Below are 20,637 nucleotides of genomic sequence, written 5' to 3' on the forward strand. Positions count from 1 at the left end.
ACCTAGCGAAAAGCCGAAGATAAAAAGTTTCAATTCTTCATCCAGCCCTTGCCGGGCCTGCGTTTCAGAGCACAAGCGTACTCGGATCCAATTCCATCCGCAGGAAACACTCGTCCTCGCCCTGCACGGCAAATCCCTGTCTTTCATACAAGTTCCGGGCCGGATTGCTCTTGAACACGGTCAGGCGCACGGCCGGGCGCCGTTCCTGACGCGCCATCGCAACAACCTGACCGATTGCCCAGGAGCCCGCACCCTGACGGCGACAGGCTTCGGCAACCTGCAACTCACGAATATAGATCGCCCGCGCATCGCGGCTCAGGCTGAAAAAGCCGGACGTCACCCCGTCACGCACGATCAGCCAGTTTTCACGCCCCGCCCAACCCACGTCGAACCCTTCGTCCCGCCACAGCAGATCGTACTGGATGTAGTAACGCAGCATGTTCCGGCAGGTGAGTTCCCGGGCAAACGCCAGATCGGCGGGGCTTGCCGGCCGTCGGTCAAACACCATTCACACCTCCGACACAGCGGTGACCTGCCCCTGCCATGCGCCGGCCCGGCGCCGAGCGACGACCAGGCAGTCTCCGGCACCGGGCGCCGCGACGACCAGAGCCCCGTCTGCGGCCCAGATGGCGCTGCGCCCGGCCGACTGCCATCCGCCGGTCTCGCCGCCATGGTTGGCCATCAGCACCGTCATCCCATGCTCGCGGGCGTAGCCTTGCAGCAGGGTGCTGTCGGGGCCATAGCCCTTTTCGCTGATCAGCACGCCGGCGGCATAACACTGCGCGCCCAGCCGTCGGGCTGCGGCGGCATGGCTGGCATGGGTGAAGTCGGCGCAGACCGCCAGCGCGACGGTCTCGCCGCCGATCGTCAATGCCGAACCGCCCTGGCCCGGCGCGAAATAGCGATCCTCGCCCGTATGCAAGTGCTGCTTGCTGTAGACGCCCAGCGAACCATCGGCGCCCATGACCAAAGCGCCGATCAGCACCGGGCCATGCGGCTGCAACCGAATCGGCATGCCGACCGCCGCGGTCACCTTCATCTCGCGGGCGAGATCGCGCAACGGTTGCAACACGGCGTCCTGAGGATCGATGGCCAGGCCGGCGGCCAGCGCGCCCTCGTAGCCGGTGAGCGACAGCTCTGGGAAGACCAGCAGCTCGACGCCCTGCTCGGCAGCCTGCCGGATGAAGCCGCAGTGGCGCGCAATGTTGGCGCCGAGGTCGCCGTTCACGGAAACGGACTGGGCGGCGGCAATCGTCAGATCTGACATGGTTGGTCCTTGGGAATGGCTCGATGCCAGAGTGTGTCACAACGCCGCCTGCACTCAAGCGATAGAGACTGACGCAACCTGTGATAGCAATTTCTGATTGCTGAGCCGCACAGGCCTCTAGTAAGCTCGGCCCCAACCTAACGGAGACACACCATGTTCAACGTCCCTTCCCTGCTCGACACCGCCAGCGCCCTGCGCTCGGTTGCCGCTGCCCGGTCGGCTGACGTCTGCGCTCCGGCCGGTTTTTATTTTGGGTATTGGTTTAGCCACTGGCGCGCCTGATACCCACAGGGCGCCCATATGAACGGGTCGCCCACCAGAGAATTCTCAACCCCCGGTCGGCCTCCCGACCGGGGGTTTTGTTTTTCAGGCCCAAAGCTTTTTCCGCGACACACCAGACATTTTTGAGGAATCACGACATGAACTACGCCACCTATTACCGCTACGACAGTTTTACCGCCTGGCGATTTACCAGCCTCCGCTCGGGACAGCCTGCCGCCTCCGATCGGTCACCCCAAGGTGGCAAGCACACACTCGAAGCCAATACGGCCCCTTGTCGAACACCCCAGTAGGGACGAGTGCGCGGGAAGCACCCGCCACTCGCCCAGGAAGCTTGAATATGAACTCGTCCGTTTCTGCGTTGCCGCTGTCCACCCTCGATTCCGCCAACGAATCGCTGACCCTGCGCCTGCCCACCTCGTTGCAGCTCAAGCAGCAATTGCCCCTCGGCAATGTCCTGAGCCAGCAAGTCGCCGTCCACCGCCAGGCGGTCCGCGCCATTCTCGACGGTGAAGACCACCGTTTGCTGGTCATTGTCGGGCCCTGCTCGATTCACGATCCCCGCTCCGCCCTCGAATACGCTGAAAAGCTCGCCCGCTTGAGCCATGACGTCAGCGACCAGATGCTGCTGGTGATGCGCGCCTACGTCGAAAAGCCCCGTACCACAGTCGGCTGGAAAGGCCTGGCCTACGATCCGCGCCTGGACGGCAGCGATGACATGGCCGACGGCCTGACGCTCTCGCGCGAACTGATGCTGGAGATGATCCGCCTGGGCCTGCCCATCGCCACCGAATTGCTGCAGCCCATGGCCGCCGGCTACTTCGACGACCTGCTCAGTTGGGCCGCCATCGGCGCACGCACCACCGAATCGCAGATCCACCGGGAAATGGTCAGCGGGCTGCCCATGCCGGTCGGCTTCAAGAACGGCACGGACGGCGGCGTCGCCATCGCCGTGGACGCCATGCGCTCCGCCGCCCATGGCCACCGGCACTTCGGCATCGACAGCCAGGGCCACCCGGCCGTCGTCCAGACCCCAGGCAATCCCGACACCCACCTGGTGCTTCGCGGAGGCCACAAAGGGCCGAACTTCGACCGCGGCAGCGTTGCCGAGATCCAGACTGCCCTGGCCCGCCAACCGGTTCCTGGCCGGATCATGGTCGATTGCAGCCACGCCAACAGCGGCAAGGATCCCCTGCGTCAGCCCGCCGTGTTCAACGACGTGCTCGAACAGCGTCTGCAAGGCAACCGCGCCTTGATCGGCATGATGCTGGAGTCCCATCTGTTCGACGGCTGCCAGCCATTGAGCGGAACCTTGCGTTACGGCGTTTCGATCACTGACGGTTGCTTGGGCTTCAGCCCGACGGAACAGCTTCTGCTGCAGGCCGCAGAACGTTTGCGCAATCAGGCGTAGACCGGCGACGACAGCCTTCCGGATCGCCAGGGCCCGGAAGGCCCGTCGCCCCCCAGCTACGCGCTGATCTGCACCCACGCCACCTCCGACTCCTGACTGACGTCGTCCAGTCGCTCCACCGAGTAGGAAACGCGCACCACGGCGCCTCGATGCTCTCTCCAGAACCGGTAAGGCACGATGAAGGTCAAGGACTGCCAGGCCGTTTCCGCGGTGATTTCCCGATAATCGCGATGGTTGAAGTGCTCGCCGTCGCATCGCAAGTACACCAACTCACCGTTTTCGGCCTGTGCGTTGCCGATCACCACAGTGATGCCATCAAGGGCCTCTTCCACGTCAAGCACACCGGCTTCGGCCTCCAGCACCTGCGGAGCGGCCAGCGGTTGGCGCACCAGCGGAGCAACCTTGATCCGGGTCGTCTCCGACTGTCGGGCCGTTCCCTGCTGCTGTTCCACCCGATAACTGACGGTCACCTCCTCGCCCAAGGACGCTGCGATCTTGTCGTGGGCCATCCACAGCGAGAGCGGTGCCCCCACTGAAGCCGGCGCTACGGTCAAGGCATCCTCTACCTGCCCCGTTTCACCTTGCCAGGACAGCTGAATGCAGTCGCCTTCGGCCATGGCGGGGTATGGGCGAATCGTGACGGGGGTTCCTTCGGGCACCCGATCAGGATCGAGCGCGCCGCCGACCGCTTCCTCGACGATCGGCGCAAGCAGCCCGCCTTGCGACTCGCCGATGAGCAACGGCAGCCGCTCGGAGGAGACCGTCTCGCCGCACCTTGCGCGGTAAAGCGTCCAGTGCACCTGCGCGCTGCCGCCCTCCAGCGCGGCGATGCGGTCACCCTTGATGACGAACACCACGTCGCACCCCACCTGTTGCCGGCTGATATGGCGGATCAGGGAATGCCCCTCGGGAATGCCTTCGGCGTCCAGGCCGCTCCAGTGCAGGATCAGCCTGTCGCCGTTGGCCATGCCGGGGTAAGCCGCCACCGTGACGACGGCCTTGTTCCAGGCCGGATCGAGCATGCCGTCATTCAGGTGGGCGACCGAAGGCGCCGGCAAGTTCGGGGCCGCGCCGCAGGGGATAATTGATTCATTCATGTTCATTTGCCGCTCCGCTCCTTGGATCGACCGCTTTGCGATAAAGCGTCGTGTACCGCCTATTGAACGCCGTCCGGAACAAAAGAGATGTCGGGGCTTTTCGATTCGGCGTCCGGAAACGGCCGCCACGCACGGTAGGCAACCGATGGTGAGGCTAAGGTAACCGGGCAACAGATTTCCGATAGTTCCGACTCTAGCCTCAAGCAGAGATGAACCCTCCTACGTTCTCTAATCCCGTTCAGGCCGCGCCGAATCCGCTCCCGCCGCCTGCCCGACAGGCAATCCGTGCGCAAACGGCTAACCTATGACATCCACACCTACACCCTGGCACCGGACAGCCGGACGGAACATTGCCGAGAAATCGCCCGCCGAATCCGGTAGGCTCCACCCTTCATCGATTTGATTGGAGAGTTACCCCATGGCCCGAGCCACCGCCCGCCACATCCTGGTTGCCACTGAAGCCAAGTGCAACGAACTCAAGGCCGAGATCGAAGGCGGCGCCGATTTCGCCGAAGTGGCCAAGAAGAACTCCACCTGCCCGTCCAGCCGCGACGGCGGCAACCTGGGCTCGTTCGGCCCGGGCCAGATGGTCAAGGAATTCGACACCGTGGTGTTCAGCGCACCGGTCAACACCGTGCAAGGCCCGGTGAAGACCCAGTTCGGCTACCACCTGCTGGAAGTCACCAGCCGTCAGGACTGATCCAACGTCCGGCCTGTTGTGCAACGGCCCGCCCTTCGGTGGGCCGTTGCGTTTCGGTTGTGCGATACGGCTGGCGACCGGCGCGTCGCTCGCGTACAACTGGCGCTTATCGATCACCCGGCTCTAAGGCTGACAATGCGACTGGCTTTCCCCACTTTGATGTTCACTGCCGTGGCCCTGCTGCTGGGTGCCGCCGGTGTGGACGCCGCACCGCAACACGCGCTCACCGTCTATGGCGAACCGGCCAAGTACCCCGCCGGCTTCAGTCACTTCGACTACGCCAACCCGCAGGCGCCCAAGGGCGGGACGATGCGCCGCTCGGCCATCGAGATCGGCCACTTCGACCATGTCCTGCCTTACATCGACAAAGGCATCGGCGTCACCCAGATCGACGGCCTGCTCTACTCGCCGCTGGCCCAGCGCTCGCTGGACGAGCCCTACACCGTCTACGGCCTGGTCGCGCAAAAGATGGAACGCTCGGAGGACGGCCTGTCCCTGCGCTTTTTCATCAACCCCAAGGCCCGCTTCGCCGACGGTCAGGCGATCACCGCCGAAGACGTGCGCTACACCTACGACCTGCTGATGACCCAGGGCAGCCTGCGCTACCGCACCCAGTTCGCCGACGTCAAAGGCGTCGAGGTCGAGGCGCCGCTGACCGTGCGTTTCGACTTCAAGAGCAACGAAAACCGCACCCTGCCGCTGGACATCGCCACCCTGCCGGTGTTTCCGCAGCATTGGTGGAAGAGCCGTGACTTCGCCGGCGGCGGCGGATACGAACCGCCGCTGGGCAGCGGCCCGTACCGGGTCGGCAAGGTCGATTCCGGGCGCAGCATCACCTTCGAGCGCAATCCCGACTGGTGGGGCAAGGATCTGCCGGTGAGCCGCGGGCTCTACAACTTCGATCATTTCAGCATCGAATACTTCGGCGACACCGACGTCGCCCGCCAGGTGCTGCGCGGCGGCGCCTACGACTACAACCGCGAGTTCTCCGCCACCGGCTATTCCATCGGCTACGACAGCCCGGCCCTGAGCGACGGCCGTCTGCAAAAGGCCCACCTGGCCACCGAGGCGCCGCAATCGGCCCAAGGTTTCGTGTTCAACCTGCAGAAGCCGGTGTTCCAGGACCGCCGCGTGCGCCAGGCGCTGGCCATGCTCTGGGACTTCGAGTGGAGCAACCGGCAGATGATGCGCAACCTGTACATCCGCCAGCAGAGCTACTTCTCCAACACCGACCTGGCCGCCCGCGAGCTGCCGGACGCCGACGAACTGAAGATCCTCGAACCGCTGCGCGGGCAGATCCCCGACGAAGTCTTCACCCAGGTCTTCGAAGCGCCGAAGACCGACGGCAGCGGCCTGATCCGCGACAAGCAGCTCCAGGCGCTGGAGCTGCTGGAGCAAGCCGGCTGGAAACCGGACGGCGACCAGTTGGTCAACGCCCAGGGCGAACCGCTGGCGTTCACCTTCCTGGTCAGCCAGAACGGCATGGACCGCCTGCTGCTGCCCTACAAGCGCACGCTGAAGCAGATCGGCATCGACCTCAGCATCCGCCGCATCGACTCCTCGCAGTACGTCAACCGTCTGATGAGCCGCGACTACGACATGATCGTCACCGGTTACCCGGTCACCACGTCGCCGGGCGGCGAGCTGCTCAACTATTTCGGCTCGGCGTCGGCCAACGACCCCGGCGCCAACAACTACATGGCGCTGAAGAACCCGGCGGTGGACACCCTGATCAACGGCCTGATCCGCGCCTCGACCCAGGCCGACATGCTGCGCTACGCCCATGCGCTGGACCGGGTGCTGCAATGGAACTACTACTGGATCCCCAACTATTACCCGCCGGGCACCTCCACCGTGTGGTGGAACCGCTTCGGCATTCCCGCCGTGCAGGCCAGCAACGACGAGGCCATCGAGAGCTGGTGGGAAATCAGCCGCACGCCGTTGACCAACCAAGAGATGACCGCTGAGAAAATCAGCCGTGGCAGACCCGGAGGGCCGCACTGATGTGGGCTTACATATTGCGGCGCCTGCTGCTGATCATCCCGACCCTGGTGATCATCCTGCTGGTGAATTTCGTGATCATCCAGGCCGCCCCCGGCGGCCCGGTGGAACAGGCCATCGCCCACTTGCAGGGCATCGGCGGCGCTGCGGTCGGCGGCGGCTCCGGCGAAACCATGAGCGGCACCTCCCGGGCCAGCCGCGGCCTGGACCCGCAACTGATCAAGGACATCGAAAAACAGTACGGCTTCGACAAGCCGGCCCACGAACGCCTGTGGCTGATGCTCAAGAACTACGCGCAGCTGGATTTCGGCAAGAGCTTCTTCCGCGGCGCCACGGTCACCGACCTGATCCTGCAGAAGATGCCGGTGACCATTTCCCTCGGCCTGTGGGCGACGCTGATCACCTACCTGGTGTCGATTCCGCTGGGCATCCGCAAGGCGGTGCACCACGGCAGCCATTTCGACATCTGGAGCAGCACCGCGATCATCATCGGCTATGCGATGCCGGCGTTCCTGTTCGCGATGTTCCTGATCGTGGTGTTCGCCGGCGGCACGTCGCTGAACTGGTTCCCGGTGCGCGGGCTGGTCTCGGACAACTTCGAGTCGCTGTCGGCCCTGGGCAAGGTCGCCGACTACTTCTGGCACCTGGTGCTGCCGGTGACGGCGCTGGTGATCGGCGGGTTCGCCACCCTGACCATCCTGACCAAGAACTCGTTCCTCAACGAAATCACCCGCCAGTATGTGGTCACCGCACGGGCCAAGGGCCTGAGCGAGCGCCGGGTGCTGTACGGCCATGTGTTTCGCAACGCGATGCTGCTGGTGGTGTCGGGGATCCCCCAGGCGTTCATCAGCGTGTTCTTCGCCGGATCCCTGCTGATCGAGGTGATCTTCTCCCTCGACGGCCTGGGCCGCATGAGTTATGAGGCGGCGGTGTCGCGGGACTACCCGGTGGTGTTCGGCTCGCTGTTCATCTTCACCCTGTTCGGCCTGCTGATAAAACTGATCGGCGACCTGTGCTACACCCTCGTCGATCCGCGCATCGACTTCGCCGCGAGGAACGCCTGATGTTCAAGCTCTCGCCTCTGGGGCGCCGCCGTTTCCAACGGTTCAAGAAAAACCGCCGGGGCTGGTGGTCGCTGTGGCTGTTCGTCGGCCTGTTCGTCTTAAGCCTGGGCGGCGAGCTGATCGCCAACGACAAGCCGCTGGTCGTCAGCTATCAGGGCCAATGGTATTTTCCGGTGTTCAAGCGCCACACCGAACAGGCGTTCGGCGGACAACTGCCGTTCCAGGCCGACTACCGCAGCGACTATGTGCAGCAACTCATCCGCAAGGACGGCGGCTGGCTGCTGTTCCCGCCGATCCCGTTCAGCGACGACACGCCCAACTACGACCTCAACAAACCGGCCCCGAGCCCGCCGACCACGGTCAACTGGCTGGGCACCGACGACCAGGCGCGGGACGTGCTGGCCCGGGTGATCTTCGGCGCGCGGGTGTCGATCCTGTTCGCCTTGATGCTGACCTTCGTCAGCGCGCTGATCGGCATCGCCGCCGGCGCCTTGCAGGGCTACTACGGCGGCTGGGTCGACTTGCTCGGGCAACGGCTGCTGGAGGTCTGGTCGGGGCTGCCGGTGCTGTACCTGCTGATCATCCTGTCGGGCTTCGTCGAGCCGAACTTCTGGTGGCTGCTGGGGATCATGGCGCTGTTCTCCTGGCTGGCGCTGGTGGATGTGGTGCGCGCCGAATTCCTGCGCGGGCGCAACCTGGAGTACGTCAAGGCCGCGCGGGCACTGGGCCTGAGCGACCGCAAAGTGATCTTCCGGCACATTCTGCCCAACGCGATGAACGCGACCCTGAGCTACCTGCCGTTCATCCTGACCGGGGCGATCTCGACCCTCACGGCGCTGGACTTCCTGGGTTTCGGCATGCCCGCCGGCAGCGCGTCGCTGGGCGAACTGATCGGCCAGGGCAAGCAGAACCTGCAAGCGCCGTGGCTCGGCCTGACGGCGTTCTTCACCCTGGCGCTGATCCTTTCACTGTTGGTGTTCATCGGCGAGGCGTTGCGCGATGCCTTCGACCCTCGCGCCTGAAGCGGATCCTGAAATGACTGACAACCTGATCGAAATCCGTGACCTCAACGTCGCCTTCGGCGGCCAGACCGTGGTGCGCGACCTGTGCCTGGACATCCGTCCCGGCGAGTGCCTGGCCCTGGTGGGCGAATCGGGCTCGGGCAAATCGGTGACCGCCCACTCGATCCTGCAACTGCTGCCCGAAGGCGAAGCCCTCACCACCGGCAGCATCCGCTACCGCGGCCGCGAACTGGTCGGCGCCGAACCCGCCGCCCTGCGCGACCTGCGGGGCAACCGCATCGCCATGATCTTTCAGGAGCCGATGACCTCGCTCAACCCCCTGCACACGATCGAGAAGCAGATCGGCGAAACCCTGCTGCTGCACCGGGGCCTGGGCGGCAAGGCGGCCCAGGCGCGCATTCTCGAACTGCTGGAGCTGGTGGGCATCCAGAAGCCCAAGGAACGGCTCAAGGCCTATCCGCACCAGTTGTCCGGCGGCCAGCGGCAACGGGTGATGATCGCCATGGCCCTGGCCTGCGAGCCGGAACTGCTGATCGCCGACGAGCCCACCACCGCCCTCGACGTGACCGTGCAGCGCAAGATCCTGCTGCTGCTCAAATCCCTGCAGCGGCGCCTGGGCATGTCGCTGCTGCTGATCAGCCATGACCTCAACCTGGTGCGCAGCATCGCCCAGCGCGTGTGCGTGATGAAGGCCGGGCAGATCGTCGAGCAGGCACCCTGCGAAACCCTGTTCACCGCGCCGCAGCATCCCTACAGCTGCGTGCTGCTCAACGCCGAACCCGAAGGCGAGGCACTGCCGCGGGATGAGCGTGAGAATGTGCTGGAAGTGGACAACCTGCGGGTGGACTTTGCGGTGGGCGGCGGACTGTTCCGACGCAAGCAATACCTGCGCGCGGTGGACGGCATCAGTCTGAACATCCAGCGCGGCAAGACCCTGGGCATCGTCGGCGAGTCGGGCTCCGGCAAGTCCACCCTCGGCCAGGCGATCCTGCGCCTGCTCGACTCGCAAGGCAGCATCCGTTTTCAGGGCGAATCGCTCGATGGCCTCAACCAGAAGCAGTTGCGGCCCTGGCGCCGGCAGATGCAGGTGGTGTTCCAGGATCCGTTCGGCAGCCTGAGCCCGAGGATGTCCGTGGCGCAGATCATCAGCGAAGGCCTGGAAGTGCACTGCGAGTCCAGCGCCCTGGAGTGCGACGAACAGGTGATCCGCGTGCTCAAGGAGGTGGGCCTGGATCCCGAGAGCCGCCACCGCTACCCCCACGAGTTCTCCGGCGGCCAGCGCCAGCGCATCGCCATCGCCCGAGCGCTGGTGCTCAAGCCGGCGCTGATCCTGCTCGACGAACCGACCTCCGCCCTCGACCGCACCGTGCAGAAACAGGTGGTCGCCCTGCTCCGCCAGCTTCAGGAAAAGCACGGCCTGACCTACCTGTTCATCAGCCACGACCTGGCCGTGGTCAAGGCCCTGGCCCACGACATGATCGTGATCAAGGACGGCAAGGTGGTCGAGTGCGGCGCCAGCCATGAGGTGTTCGAGTCGCCGCAGCATCCGTACACCAAGGAGTTGCTGGCGGCGGCGCATCCTGAGTGATCAGGGGCACCGCGTCGCCTTCATCGCGAGCAGGCTCGCTCCCACAGGGGACTTCACTGCGCCTGGGGGTGCGGGGCCGCCCCGGCCACACACATTCAGGATCCGCCCCATGAACACCAGCGAAAACCTCAAGGACTACCAACGGGTGCGCACCCTGGCGATCCGTTCGCTGTTCGAGATCATCGAGCAGTCCAGCGAAGGCACGGTGATCGTCGACCGCGACGCCAACATCGTCTGGATGAACGAGCGCTATGCCCGGCGCTTCGGCCTGGAATCCGCCGCCGGGGCCATCGGCAAGCCCTGCGAGAGCGTGATCCCCGGCAGCCTGCTGCGCGAGGTGGTGCGCACCGGGCGGCCGATCCTGCTGGACATGCAGGACACGCCCAAGGAGCCCCTGGTGGTGATGCGCCTGCCGATCCACGACAACGCCGGCGCGGTGATCGGCGCCATCGGCTTCGCCCTGTTCGACGAGTTGCGCAGCCTGTCGCCGATGCTCAAGCGCTACCTGAGCCTGCAAGAAGAGCTGGCCTCGACCCGCTCGCTGCTGCGGGCGCGGCAGACCAAATACAACTTCGCCCACTTCATCGGCACCAGCGCCGCCAGCCTGGAAGTCAAACGGCGGGCCCGGCGCAGCGCCAGCGCCGAGTCGCCCGTCCTGCTGCTGGGCGAAACCGGTTCCGGCAAGGAACTGCTGGCCCAGGCGATCCACAGCGCCTCGCCCCGGGCGCACAAGGCGTTCGTCAGCATCAACAGCGCGGCGATCCCGGAGGCGTTGCTGGAGGCGGAGTTCTTCGGCACCGCCCCCGGCGCGTTCACCGGCGCCGACCGCAAGGGCCGCACCGGCAAGTTGCAGATCGCCCAGGGCGGCACGCTGTTCCTCGACGAGATCGGCGACATGCCGCTGCCGCTGCAAAGCAAGCTGCTGCGGGTGCTGCAGGAAAAGGAGTTCGAGCCGGTCGGCTCCAACGACGTGATCCAGAGCGACGTGCGGGTGATCGCCGCCACGTCCACCGACCTGGAGGCGGCGATCAAGCGCGGCGAGTTCCGGGCCGACCTGTATTACCGCCTCAATGTGCTGCCGATCCATGTGCCGCCGCTGCGCGAACGCCTCGACGACCTGCCGGCGCTCAGCGAGGCGATCCTGGAGGATCTGCGCAGCCAGCACGAACTCGACCGCCAGGCGCTGGAGCTGTTGGGGCAGCATGCCTGGCCGGGGAATATCCGCGAACTGCGCAACGTGCTGGAACGGGCGGCGCTGCTCAGCGACGCCCTGGTGCTCACGACCGAGGACATCCGGGCGGCGATCGGCACGTTTGTGCCGGTCGAGCGCGGGCCGTCTCCGGTGTCGGAGCCCCTGGCCCACGAAACCTTCAGCCAGGCCCGTGAACGGTTTGACCGGCAGTTGATCCAGGCCACCCTCGCGCAATGCGGGGGCAAGGTGGTCGAGGCGGCGCAGCGGCTGGGGCTGGGGCGGTCGACGCTGTACAAGAAAATGGTGGCGTTGGGGATTGCCGAGTCTCACTAGAGAGACTCGCATCTCTTTATAGAGAAGAGCGAAAGCGTCGCAGGCAAGCCTGCTCCCACAGGAGTTTGGGTCAGACACAGAAACACGGGGCTTGCCCTGGTTTTGTGGTGCTTTCACTGGCTTCATCGCCAGCAGGCTGGCTCCTACAGGGTTCTGTGGTGATTTGACTGGGCCTATTGGCTGGCTCCACAGGGTTCTGGGGTGAACACAGGTTCTGCATTCAACCTAGTCCTCTGTGGAAGCCAGCCTGCTGGCGATGGGGCCCTTCCAATCACCAGAAATCTCAAAAAAGAGACAAAAGACCCTCGCACACCCACAAAAGCGAAATTAATTCCTTATATTTCAACGTCTTAACGTATTGGCACAAAACTCGCTAACCGCCTCTGCGTACCCGCACCACCCACAAAAATAACAATCCCTGGAGACACACCATGAGTGTGATCATTGCCCTGGCGGCGCTTGCGCTGCTGATGCTGGCCGCTTACCGAGGCTACAGCGTCATCCTGTTCGCCCCCATCGCCGCCCTCGGCGCTGTCCTGCTCACCGACCCGTCCGCCGTGGCGCCCGCGTTCACCGGGGTGTTCATGGAGAAAATGGTCGGCTTCATCAAACTCTATTTTCCCGTGTTCCTGCTCGGCGCCGTGTTCGGCAAGCTGATCGAGCTGTCCGGCTTCTCGCGCTCCATCGTCGCGGCGGCGATCCGTCTGCTCGGCACCCGCCAGGCGATGCTGGTGATCGTGCTGGTGTGCGCCCTGCTCACCTACGGCGGCGTGTCGCTGTTCGTGGTGGTGTTCGCGGTGTATCCGTTCGCGGCGGAAATGTTCCGCCAGAGCGACATCCCCAAGCGGCTGATCCCGGCGACCATCGCCCTGGGCGCGTTCTCCTTCACCATGGACGCCCTGCCCGGCACGCCGCAGATCCAGAACATCATCCCCAGCACCTTCTTCAACACCACCGCGTGGGCGGCGCCCTGGCTGGGTGTGATCGGCACGGTGTTCGTGTTCTGCGCCGGCATGCTGTTCCTCCAGCGCCAGCGCCACAAGGCGCAGAAGGCCGGCGAAGGCTACGGCCGCGAACTGCGCAACGAGCCGGACACCGCCGACGACCTCAAGCTGCCGAACCCGTGGCTGGCCCTGTCGCCGCTGCTGGCGGTGGGCGTGATGAACCTGCTGTTCACCCAGTGGATCCCTCAGTGGTACGGCAAGACCCACAGCCTGGCGCTGCCGGGCATGGCCGCGCCGGTGACCACGGACATCGCCAAGCTCACGGCCATCTGGGCGGTGCAGGCGGCGTTGCTGGTGGGCATCCTGATGGTGCTGGCGTTCGGTTTCGGCGCGATCCGCAGCAAGCTTGCCGAGGGCAGCAAAAGCGCGGTCAGCGGCGCCTTGCTGGCGGCGATGAACACGGCGTCGGAATACGGTTTCGGCGCGGTGATCGCCTCCCTGCCGGGGTTCCTGGTGCTGGCCGACTGGCTCAAGAGCATTCCCAATCCGCTGGTCAACGAGGCCATCACCGTCACCTTGCTGGCCGGCATCACCGGTTCCGCGTCCGGCGGCATGAGCATCGCGCTGGCGGCGATGTCCGAACAGTTCATCAGCGCCGCCCACGCGGCCAACATTCCGCTGGAGGTGCTGCACCGGGTGGCCGCCATGGCCAGCGGCGGCATGGACACCCTGCCGCACAACGGCGCCGTCATCACGCTGCTGGCGGTCACCGGGCTGACCCACCGCGAAGCCTACAAGGACATTTTCTGTATTACGCTGATCAAGACCCTGGCGGTCTTCGTGGTGATCGGCACTTTCTACGCCACCGGCATTGTGTGAGGTATTCATGACGACTCTTTCGGGCAAGACCGCGCTGGTCACCGGTTCCACCAGCGGCATCGGCCTGGGCATCGCCCACGTGCTGGCCAAGGCGGGCGCCGACCTGATCCTCAACGGCTTCGGCGACGCCTCGGCGGCGGTCGCCGACATCGCGCGGCACGGCGGCAAGGTCGGCCATCACCCGGCCGACGTCAGCGACCCGGCGCAGATCGCCGACATGGTCGCCTACGCCGAGCGCGAATTCGGCGGCGTGGACATCCTGGTGAACAACGCCGGGATCCAGCACGTGGCCGCCGTCGAAGACTTCCCGGTGGAGCGCTGGGACTCGATCATCGCCATCAACCTGTCCTCGGTGTTCCACAGCACCCGCCTGAGCCTGCCGGGCATGCGCGGCAAGGGCTGGGGCCGCATCATCAACATCGCCTCGGTGCACGGCCTGGTGGGCTCCACCGGCAAGGCCGCGTATGTGGCGGCCAAGCACGGGGTGATCGGCCTGACCAAAGTGGTCGGCCTGGAGACCGCCGCCGGCAACGTCACCTGCAACGCGATCTGCCCGGGCTGGGTGCTGACGCCCCTGGTGCAGAAGCAGATCGACGACCGGGCGGCCAAAGGCGTCGACCCGCAGCAGGCGCAGCATGACCTGCTGGCCGAGAAGCAGCCGTCGCTGGCGTTCGTGACGCCGGAGCACCTGGGCGAGCTGGTGCTGTTCCTGTGCAGCGAGGCCGGCAGCCAGGTGCGCGGCGCGGCGTGGAACATCGATGGCGGATGGTTGGCGCAATAGCCGCTACCGCCCCTTCCCCTTTGCGGGAGCGGGCTTGCCCGCGCCCGCAAAGGGGACAGTGAGGCCATCGAATCTTTGTGTGCATACGATAAGAAGAGGCAACCCATGTCCGACATCCTCTGGCAGCCCGACGCCCGACGCATCGCCGATTCGCCCATGGACGTCTTCCGGCGCTTCGTCGAGCAACGCCATCACCTGAACCTGGCCGACTACCCGGCCCTGCATGCCTGGAGCGTCGCGCAGCGCGAGGCGTTTTGGCAGGCCATCGTCGATTTCTTCGACATCCGTTTCCGCACCCCGCCCGAGGCCGTCCTGCGCGAAGGCCCGCAGATGCCCAGCGCCGAATGGTTTCCCGGCGCCACCCTGAACTTCGCCGAACACCTGCTGCGCCGCCGCGACGAGGCTGTGGCGGTGGTGGCCGTGGCCGAAGACGGTCGGCGCGAACAACTGAGCTGGGCGGAACTGGCCCGCCAGGTCGCCGGTTTCCAGGCCGGCCTGCAAGCCGCCGGCATCGGTTTGGGCGACCGCGTGGCCGCGTGCATGCCCAACACCTGGCAGACCCTGGTGGCGATGCTTGCGGCCACCGGCCTCGGTGCCATCTGGTCGTGCTCCTCGCCGGACTTCGGCACCCACGGGGTGATCGACCGGTTCGGCCAGATCGAACCGAAAGCGTTGATCATCTGCGCCGGTTACCGCTACGCCGGCAAGACGGTCGACCAGACCGTCAAAATCAACGAGATCCTGGCGCAGCTGCCGTCGCTGCAACAGCTGATCATCGTGCCCGGCCCCGAAGCGCAGAGCGACACCGGGGTGTACCGCACCGAGGCCGACGTGGCACTGTGGAGCGACTTCTACCGCCCCGGCGGCGAACCGCAATTCGTGCCGGTGCCGTTCAACCATCCGCTGTACGTGCTGTATTCCAGCGGCACCACCGGCGTGCCGAAATGCATCATCCACAGCACCGGCGGCGTATTGCTGCAACACGTCAAGGAACACGGCCTGCACGTCGGCCTCGGCCAAGCCGACCGTCTGTTCTACTACACCACCTGCGGCTGGATGATGTGGAACTGGCTGGTGTCGGCCCTGGCGGTCGGCAGCGCCGTGGTGCTGTACGACGGCTCGCCGTTCCATCCGGCCAACGAACGGCTGCCGGACCTGATCGACGCCGAGCGCATCAGCGTGTTCGGCACCAGCCCCAAGTTCCTCGCCACCCTGGAAAGCAGCGGCCTCAAACCGCGTCACAGCCATGACCTGGGCAGCCTCAAGACCTTGTTGTGCACGGGTTCTGCGCTGTCGCCGCAGAGCTACGATTACGTCTACCGCGACTTCAAGGCCGACGTGTGCCTGGCCTCGATGTCCGGCGGCACCGACATCGTCTCCTGCTTCGTCAACGGCAACCCGCTGTCGCCGGTCCGCCGCGGCGAGATCATGGGCAAGAGCCTGGGCATGGCCGTGGAGGTCTGGAACGACGCCGGCCAACCGGTGATCGGCGAGAAGGGCGAGCTGGTGTGCACCCGGCACTTCCCCGCCATGCCCATCGGACTGTGGAACGACCCGGACCGCGAGAAGCTGCGCAAGTCGTATTTCAGCCTGTTTCCCGGCGTCTGGGCCCAGGGCGACTACGCCGAGGAGCGGCCCCACGGCGGCATGCTGATCCACGGCCGCTCCGACGCTGTGCTCAACCCCGGCGGCGTGCGCATCGGCACCGCCGAAATCTACCGGCAGGTGGAAAAGGTCCCACAGGTGCTGGACAGCGTCGCCATCGGCCAGCACTGGCAGGACGATGTGCGGGTGGTGCTGTTCGTGCGGCTCCAGGACGGCGTCACGCTCGACGAAGTGCTGCAGCAGCAGATCCGTCAGGTGATCCGCGCCAACACCACACCGCGCCATGTGCCGGCCAGGATCGTCGCGGTCACCGACATCCCGCGCACCCTCAGCGGCAAGGTAGTGGAACTGGCCGTGCGCAATGTGGTGCACGGGGAGCCGGTGAAGAACACCGATGCCCTGGCCAACCCCGAGGCGCTGGAGCAGTTCCGCGACCGGCCTGAGCTTCAGGCCTGAGCCCACTCCCCTGTGGGAGCCGGCCTGCTCGCGATAGCGGTGTATCAGTCGTATCCAGGCTGACTGACAGGACGCTATCGCGAGCAGGCTCGCTCCTACAGGTATTTGCGGTGGCCGAAGATTCTGCAGCCACCCACATTTTCTGTGGGGGCCAGCCTGCTGGCGATGGCGTCAGTCAAGGCACCGCGGGATCAGGGCAGTCGCGCCCATAGGATCAGCGGGGATCAGTCCATCAGCCCCCAATCCCCGGCCGCGCCCGCCGGCGGCGGCAAGGTGTCGGCGTGCAGTTTCAGGCGCAGGCGCAGGTTGTTCACCGAATCGGCGTTCTTCAGCGCTTGCTCCTCATCGATCACGCCCTCCGCCACCAGGTCGAACAGCGCGCCGTCGAAGGTCTGCATGCCCAGCTCCGCGGACTTTTCCATGATCGTCTTCAGTTCGACGAACTCGCCGCGGCGGATCAGGTCGCCGACGGTCGGCGTGCCCAGCATCACCTCCACCGCCGCCCGCCGCTGGCCGTCGCGGGTGCGCACCAGCCGCTGGGACACGAACGCCTTGAGGTGGTTGCCCAAGGCGTGCAGCAATTGCGGACGCCGCTCTTCGGGGAAGAAGTTGATGATCCGCTCCAGCGCCTGGTTGGCGTTGTTGGCGTGCAGCGTCGACAGCACCAGATGCCCGGTCTCGGCGAAGGCCAGCGCATGTTCCATGGTCTCGCGGTCGCGGATCTCGCCGATCAGCACCACGTCCGGGGCCTGGCGCAGGGTGTTTTTCAGCGCCGCATGGAAACTGCGGGTGTCGACCCCGACCTCGCGCTGATTGATGATCGAACGCTTGTGCCGATGGATGTACTCCACCGGATCCTCGATGGTGACGATGTGCCCGCTGCTGTGGCGGTTGCGGTGGTCGACCAGGGCCGCCAGCGACGTGGACTTGCCCGAGTCCGTGGCGCCGACGACCAGGATCAGCCCCTGCTTCAGCATCACCGACTCCAGCAGCACCGGCGGCAGTTTCAGGTCTTCGAAACGCGGGATGTCGAGCTTGACGTTGCGGATCACCACCGAGACGTCGTTGCGCTGCTTGAAGATGTTCACCCGGAAACGCCCGATGCCCGTACGGGAAATCGCCAGGTTCATTTCCAGCTCGCGGTCGAACTCCCGGCGCTGTTCGACGTCCATCAGTGAAGCGGCGATGGCGGCCACTTCGCCGGGCTTGAACGGCGATTCGGTCAACGCCGTGAGCACGCCTTCGAACCGGGCGCTGGGCGGCGCCCCCGTGGAGAGGAACAGATCCGAACCGTGGCGGCTGGCCAGTTGTTTCAACAGTGCGTCGATTTCCATGGCAAAAAGCACCCGCAAAGTTTTCAATGAACCCGCAGAGGCAGGCGACTACCGCATCAGGATAGTCGACGCCGGCCCGCCGACCGACGATCAGGACCCGACCGATGAACGCTGTACCCGCCACCGATGACGCCCAGGCGCTGATCGCCTGCACCGACTGGAGCCGCACGCCGCTGGGCGCCGCCGGCACCTGGCCGCAGAGCCTGCGCACGGCGGTGGACATCGTGATCCATTCGCCGATGCCGATGCTGTTGCTGTGGGGCCCGCACCTGACGCAGATCTACAACAACGGCTTCGCCCTGCTGGCCGGCAGCAATCACCCGCGCGCTTTCGGACAACCGGCGCATGAAACATGGCCGGAATTTCGCGACTTCACCGACCCGATCTACAGCGCCGTCCTACAGGGCCAGGTGCGCACCTACCACGAGCAGCGCTTCACCCTGCCGCAGCGGGACGGTCGGGAGTCCGATTTCTGGCTGGACCTGACCTACAGCCCGATCCGCGACGAAAGCGCCCGGGTGGCCGGGATTCTGGTCACGGCCATCGAGACCAACGAACGCCGGCGCATGGCCCAGGAGCTCAAGCAGCGCTCCGAAGACAGCCTCAAGGCCCAGCGCGAAACCGAAGAACGCCTGCAACTGGCGCTGGCCGCCACCGATGCGGTCGGCACTTGGGACTGGGACATCGGTGAGGACCGCTTCATCGCCGACGCGCATTTCGCCCAGTTGCACGGCGTCGATCCGGCGCTGGCCAACCGTCTGCCGATCAGCGAATACCTGCACGGCGTGCACCCCGAAGACCGCGCGCTGATCGCCCGCAGCATCAAGCACTGCATCACCCACGGCACCGAATACGCCGAGGAATACCGCCTGCAGCAAGCCAACGGTGAGGTGCGCTGGGTGTTCGCCCGGGGGCGCTGCTACAAGGATCACCATGGCCGGCCCGTGCGCTTCCTCGGTGCGGCGCTGGACCTGACCGAGCGTAAGCTCACCGAACAAGCCTTGCGCCAGAGCCAGACCGAGCTGCAGCTGATCATCAACGCGATGCCGATCCTGATCAGCTATGTGGACCGCGAAGAGCGCTTTCGCCTGAACAACGCCGCGTACCTGGACTGGTACGGCCTCACGCCCCAGGAACTGTACGGCCGCACCATCCGCGATGTGCTCGGCGACGAGGGCTACTTTCCGCGCAAGCCCTACATCGCCGAAGCGCTGGCCGGGCGCCCCTGTTCGTTCAGCCTGTACTCGCCGCACCGCGACGGCAGCCTGCGCCATGCGCTGATGAACTACTTGCCGCGCCACGGGCCGGACGGCGCAGTCAACGGCTTCTACATCTTCGTGATCGACGAGACTGAACGCAAAAAGACCGAAGAGGCCCTGCGCGACCTCAATGAAACGCTGGAGGAGCGCGTCGCGGCCCGCACCAAGCAACTGGCCCAGGCCAACCAGCGCCTGCAAAACGAAATGTTCGAGCGCGAGCGCGCCGAAGACGCCCTGCGCCACGCCCAGAAAATGGAAGCGGTCGGTCAGCTCACCGGCGGCATCGCCCACGATTTCAACAACATGTTGACCGGCATCATCGGCAGCCTCGACCTGATGCAGCGCTACATCGCCAGCGGCCGCACCGACGAGATCGGCCGGTTCACCGAAGCCGCGGTGTCGTCGGCCAACCGCGCCGCCGCCCTCACCCACCGCCTGCTGGCGTTTTCCCGGCGCCAGTCGCTGGACCGCAAGACCCTGGACGTCAACGAGCTGATCCACTCGCTGGAAGATTTGATCCGCCGCACCAAGGGCGACCCGATCGAACTCACCCTGCGCCTGGGGGCCGGCGTGTGGCTGGTCAGCACCGACGTCAGCCAGTTGGAGAACGCAGTGCTCAACCTGGTGATCAATGCCCGCGATGCCATGCCCGAGGGCGGCGAACTGCTGATCGAGACCGCCAACGTCTACCTCGACGGCAGCGACATCACCACCCTGGAGCCGGTCAAGGCCGGCGACTACGTGATGCTCGCGGTCAGCGACAACGGCACCGGCATGACGCCGTCGGTGCGCTCCAAGGCGTTTGACCCGTTCTTCACCACCAAACCCATCGGCCAGGGCACCGGCCTGGGGCTGTCGATGATCTATGGCTTCGCCCAGCAGTCCGGCGGGCATGTCAGCCTCGACAGCCTGCCGGGCCGCGGCACCTGCGTGCGCCTGTACCTGCCGCGCCTGCATGCCTTGCAGTCCCAGCTGCCGGCGGACGAACCGGCCGTCGCGGCGCCCGCCGCAGCGACCGGCGAGACCGTGGTGGTGGTCGAGGACGATCCGGCGGTGCGCATGCTGGTGCTCGACCTGCTCAGGGAACTGGGCTACCGCGCCTTCGAGGCCGAAGATGCGAAAAGCGCCCTGCCGCTGTTCGAGTCCGGCCAGCGGATGGACCTGTTGGTGACCGATGTCGGCCTGCCGGGCATGAACGGCCGCCAACTGGCGGAAATCGCCCGCCAGCACCGGCCGGGGCTCAAGGTGCTGTTCATGACCGGGTACGCGCAGAACGCCGCCGAGCGCCAGGGCTTTCTGGAGGACGGCATGGACATGGTGGCCAAGCCATTTTCCATCGAGGCGCTGGCGGCCAAGATCCGCACGATGCTCAGCCAAACCCCATGAGTTGAGGCATAATCCGCGCCCCGCATTCAGGTACCGCAT

16 protein-coding genes are annotated in these 20,637 nt (G+C 65.6%); 12 read left to right on the top strand and 4 right to left on the bottom strand.

Annotated elements, in window-relative coordinates; translation table 11 throughout:
* Positions 1–64: 64 nt before the first annotated feature.
* Together KVG96_RS11825 and KVG96_RS11830 are read right to left on the bottom strand one after the other, a co-directional pair.
* The gene (locus KVG96_RS11825) at positions 65–508 is read right to left on the bottom strand and encodes a GNAT family N-acetyltransferase (protein ID WP_217892227.1); all 444 of its coding nucleotides are present in this window, start codon (positions 506–508) and stop codon (positions 65–67) included.
* Entirely contained in the window at positions 509–1,267 is a 759-nt protein-coding gene (locus KVG96_RS11830; RefSeq protein ID WP_217892228.1) for a carbon-nitrogen hydrolase family protein, read from the bottom strand.
* Between the two features lie 153 nt (positions 1,268–1,420).
* Between KVG96_RS11830 and KVG96_RS27610 the strand changes: the two genes are divergently transcribed.
* Both KVG96_RS27610 and KVG96_RS11835 read left to right on the top strand, forming a co-directional pair.
* A complete protein-coding gene (locus KVG96_RS27610; RefSeq protein WP_264082369.1) occupies positions 1,421–1,549 on the top strand; it encodes a hypothetical protein in 129 nt (42 codons plus the stop codon).
* A 337-nt stretch (positions 1,550–1,886) separates the two neighbouring features.
* Positions 1,887–2,957, top strand: coding sequence for a 3-deoxy-7-phosphoheptulonate synthase (locus KVG96_RS11835; RefSeq protein WP_217892229.1), 1,071 nt, complete (start codon positions 1,887–1,889; stop codon positions 2,955–2,957).
* A 56-nt stretch (positions 2,958–3,013) separates the two neighbouring features.
* On the opposite strand, the gene KVG96_RS11840 is transcribed toward KVG96_RS11835, so the two are convergent.
* Positions 3,014–4,060 carry a hypothetical protein gene (locus KVG96_RS11840; protein WP_217892230.1) on the bottom strand — a complete coding sequence of 349 codons (1,047 nt, stop codon included), beginning with the start codon at positions 4,058–4,060 and terminating at the stop codon, positions 3,014–3,016.
* 412 nt (positions 4,061–4,472) lie between these two features.
* Here KVG96_RS11840 and KVG96_RS11845 point away from each other — a divergent pair, with 412 nt between their 5' ends.
* The 9 genes from KVG96_RS11845 (at position 4,473) to KVG96_RS11885 (ending at position 16,619) form a co-directional block, all read left to right on the top strand.
* The gene (locus tag KVG96_RS11845; protein ID WP_217892231.1) at positions 4,473–4,754 is read left to right on the top strand and encodes a peptidylprolyl isomerase; all 282 of its coding nucleotides are present in this window, start codon (positions 4,473–4,475) and stop codon (positions 4,752–4,754) included.
* A 135-nt stretch (positions 4,755–4,889) separates the two neighbouring features.
* Complete coding sequence (locus tag KVG96_RS11850; RefSeq protein WP_217892232.1) at positions 4,890–6,758, top strand: extracellular solute-binding protein; 1,869 nt, start codon at positions 4,890–4,892, stop codon at positions 6,756–6,758.
* Positions 6,758–7,819, top strand: coding sequence for a microcin C ABC transporter permease YejB (locus KVG96_RS11855; protein ID WP_217892234.1), 1,062 nt, complete (start codon positions 6,758–6,760; stop codon positions 7,817–7,819). Before KVG96_RS11850 ends, KVG96_RS11855 begins: the two co-directional genes overlap by 1 nt.
* Complete coding sequence (locus KVG96_RS11860; RefSeq protein WP_217892235.1) at positions 7,819–8,841, top strand: ABC transporter permease; 1,023 nt, start codon at positions 7,819–7,821, stop codon at positions 8,839–8,841. Before KVG96_RS11855 ends, KVG96_RS11860 begins: the two co-directional genes overlap by 1 nt.
* 13 nt (positions 8,842–8,854) lie before the next feature.
* Complete coding sequence (locus KVG96_RS11865) at positions 8,855–10,429, top strand: ABC transporter ATP-binding protein (protein WP_217892236.1); 1,575 nt, start codon at positions 8,855–8,857, stop codon at positions 10,427–10,429.
* Positions 10,430–10,538: 109 nt separating this feature from the next.
* Complete coding sequence (locus tag KVG96_RS11870) at positions 10,539–11,954, top strand: sigma-54 interaction domain-containing protein (RefSeq protein WP_217892237.1); 1,416 nt, start codon at positions 10,539–10,541, stop codon at positions 11,952–11,954.
* A gap of 431 nt (positions 11,955–12,385) precedes the next feature.
* Positions 12,386–13,777 carry a GntP family permease gene (locus KVG96_RS11875; protein ID WP_217892238.1) on the top strand — a complete coding sequence of 464 codons (1,392 nt, stop codon included), beginning with the start codon at positions 12,386–12,388 and terminating at the stop codon, positions 13,775–13,777.
* 7 nt (positions 13,778–13,784) lie between these two features.
* A complete protein-coding gene (hbdH, locus tag KVG96_RS11880; protein WP_217892239.1) occupies positions 13,785–14,558 on the top strand; it encodes a 3-hydroxybutyrate dehydrogenase in 774 nt (257 codons plus the stop codon).
* 105 nt (positions 14,559–14,663) lie between these two features.
* Entirely contained in the window at positions 14,664–16,619 is a 1,956-nt protein-coding gene (locus tag KVG96_RS11885) for an acetoacetate--CoA ligase (RefSeq protein WP_217892240.1), read from the top strand.
* 224 nt (positions 16,620–16,843) lie between these two features.
* Here KVG96_RS11885 and KVG96_RS11890 read toward each other — a convergent pair whose 3' ends face one another.
* Positions 16,844–17,953 carry a PilT/PilU family type 4a pilus ATPase gene (locus KVG96_RS11890; protein WP_217892241.1) on the bottom strand — a complete coding sequence of 370 codons (1,110 nt, stop codon included), beginning with the start codon at positions 17,951–17,953 and terminating at the stop codon, positions 16,844–16,846.
* Between the two features lie 104 nt (positions 17,954–18,057).
* On the opposite strand from KVG96_RS11890, the gene KVG96_RS11895 reads away from it, so the two are divergent.
* Complete coding sequence (locus KVG96_RS11895) at positions 18,058–20,598, top strand: PAS domain-containing hybrid sensor histidine kinase/response regulator (RefSeq protein WP_217892242.1); 2,541 nt, start codon at positions 18,058–18,060, stop codon at positions 20,596–20,598.
* Positions 20,599–20,637: the final 39 nt, after the last annotated feature.

Origin of the sequence: Pseudomonas ekonensis (assembly GCF_019145435.1) — a bacterium.
Taxonomy (GTDB): Bacteria; Pseudomonadota; Gammaproteobacteria; order Pseudomonadales; family Pseudomonadaceae; genus Aquipseudomonas; species Aquipseudomonas ekonensis.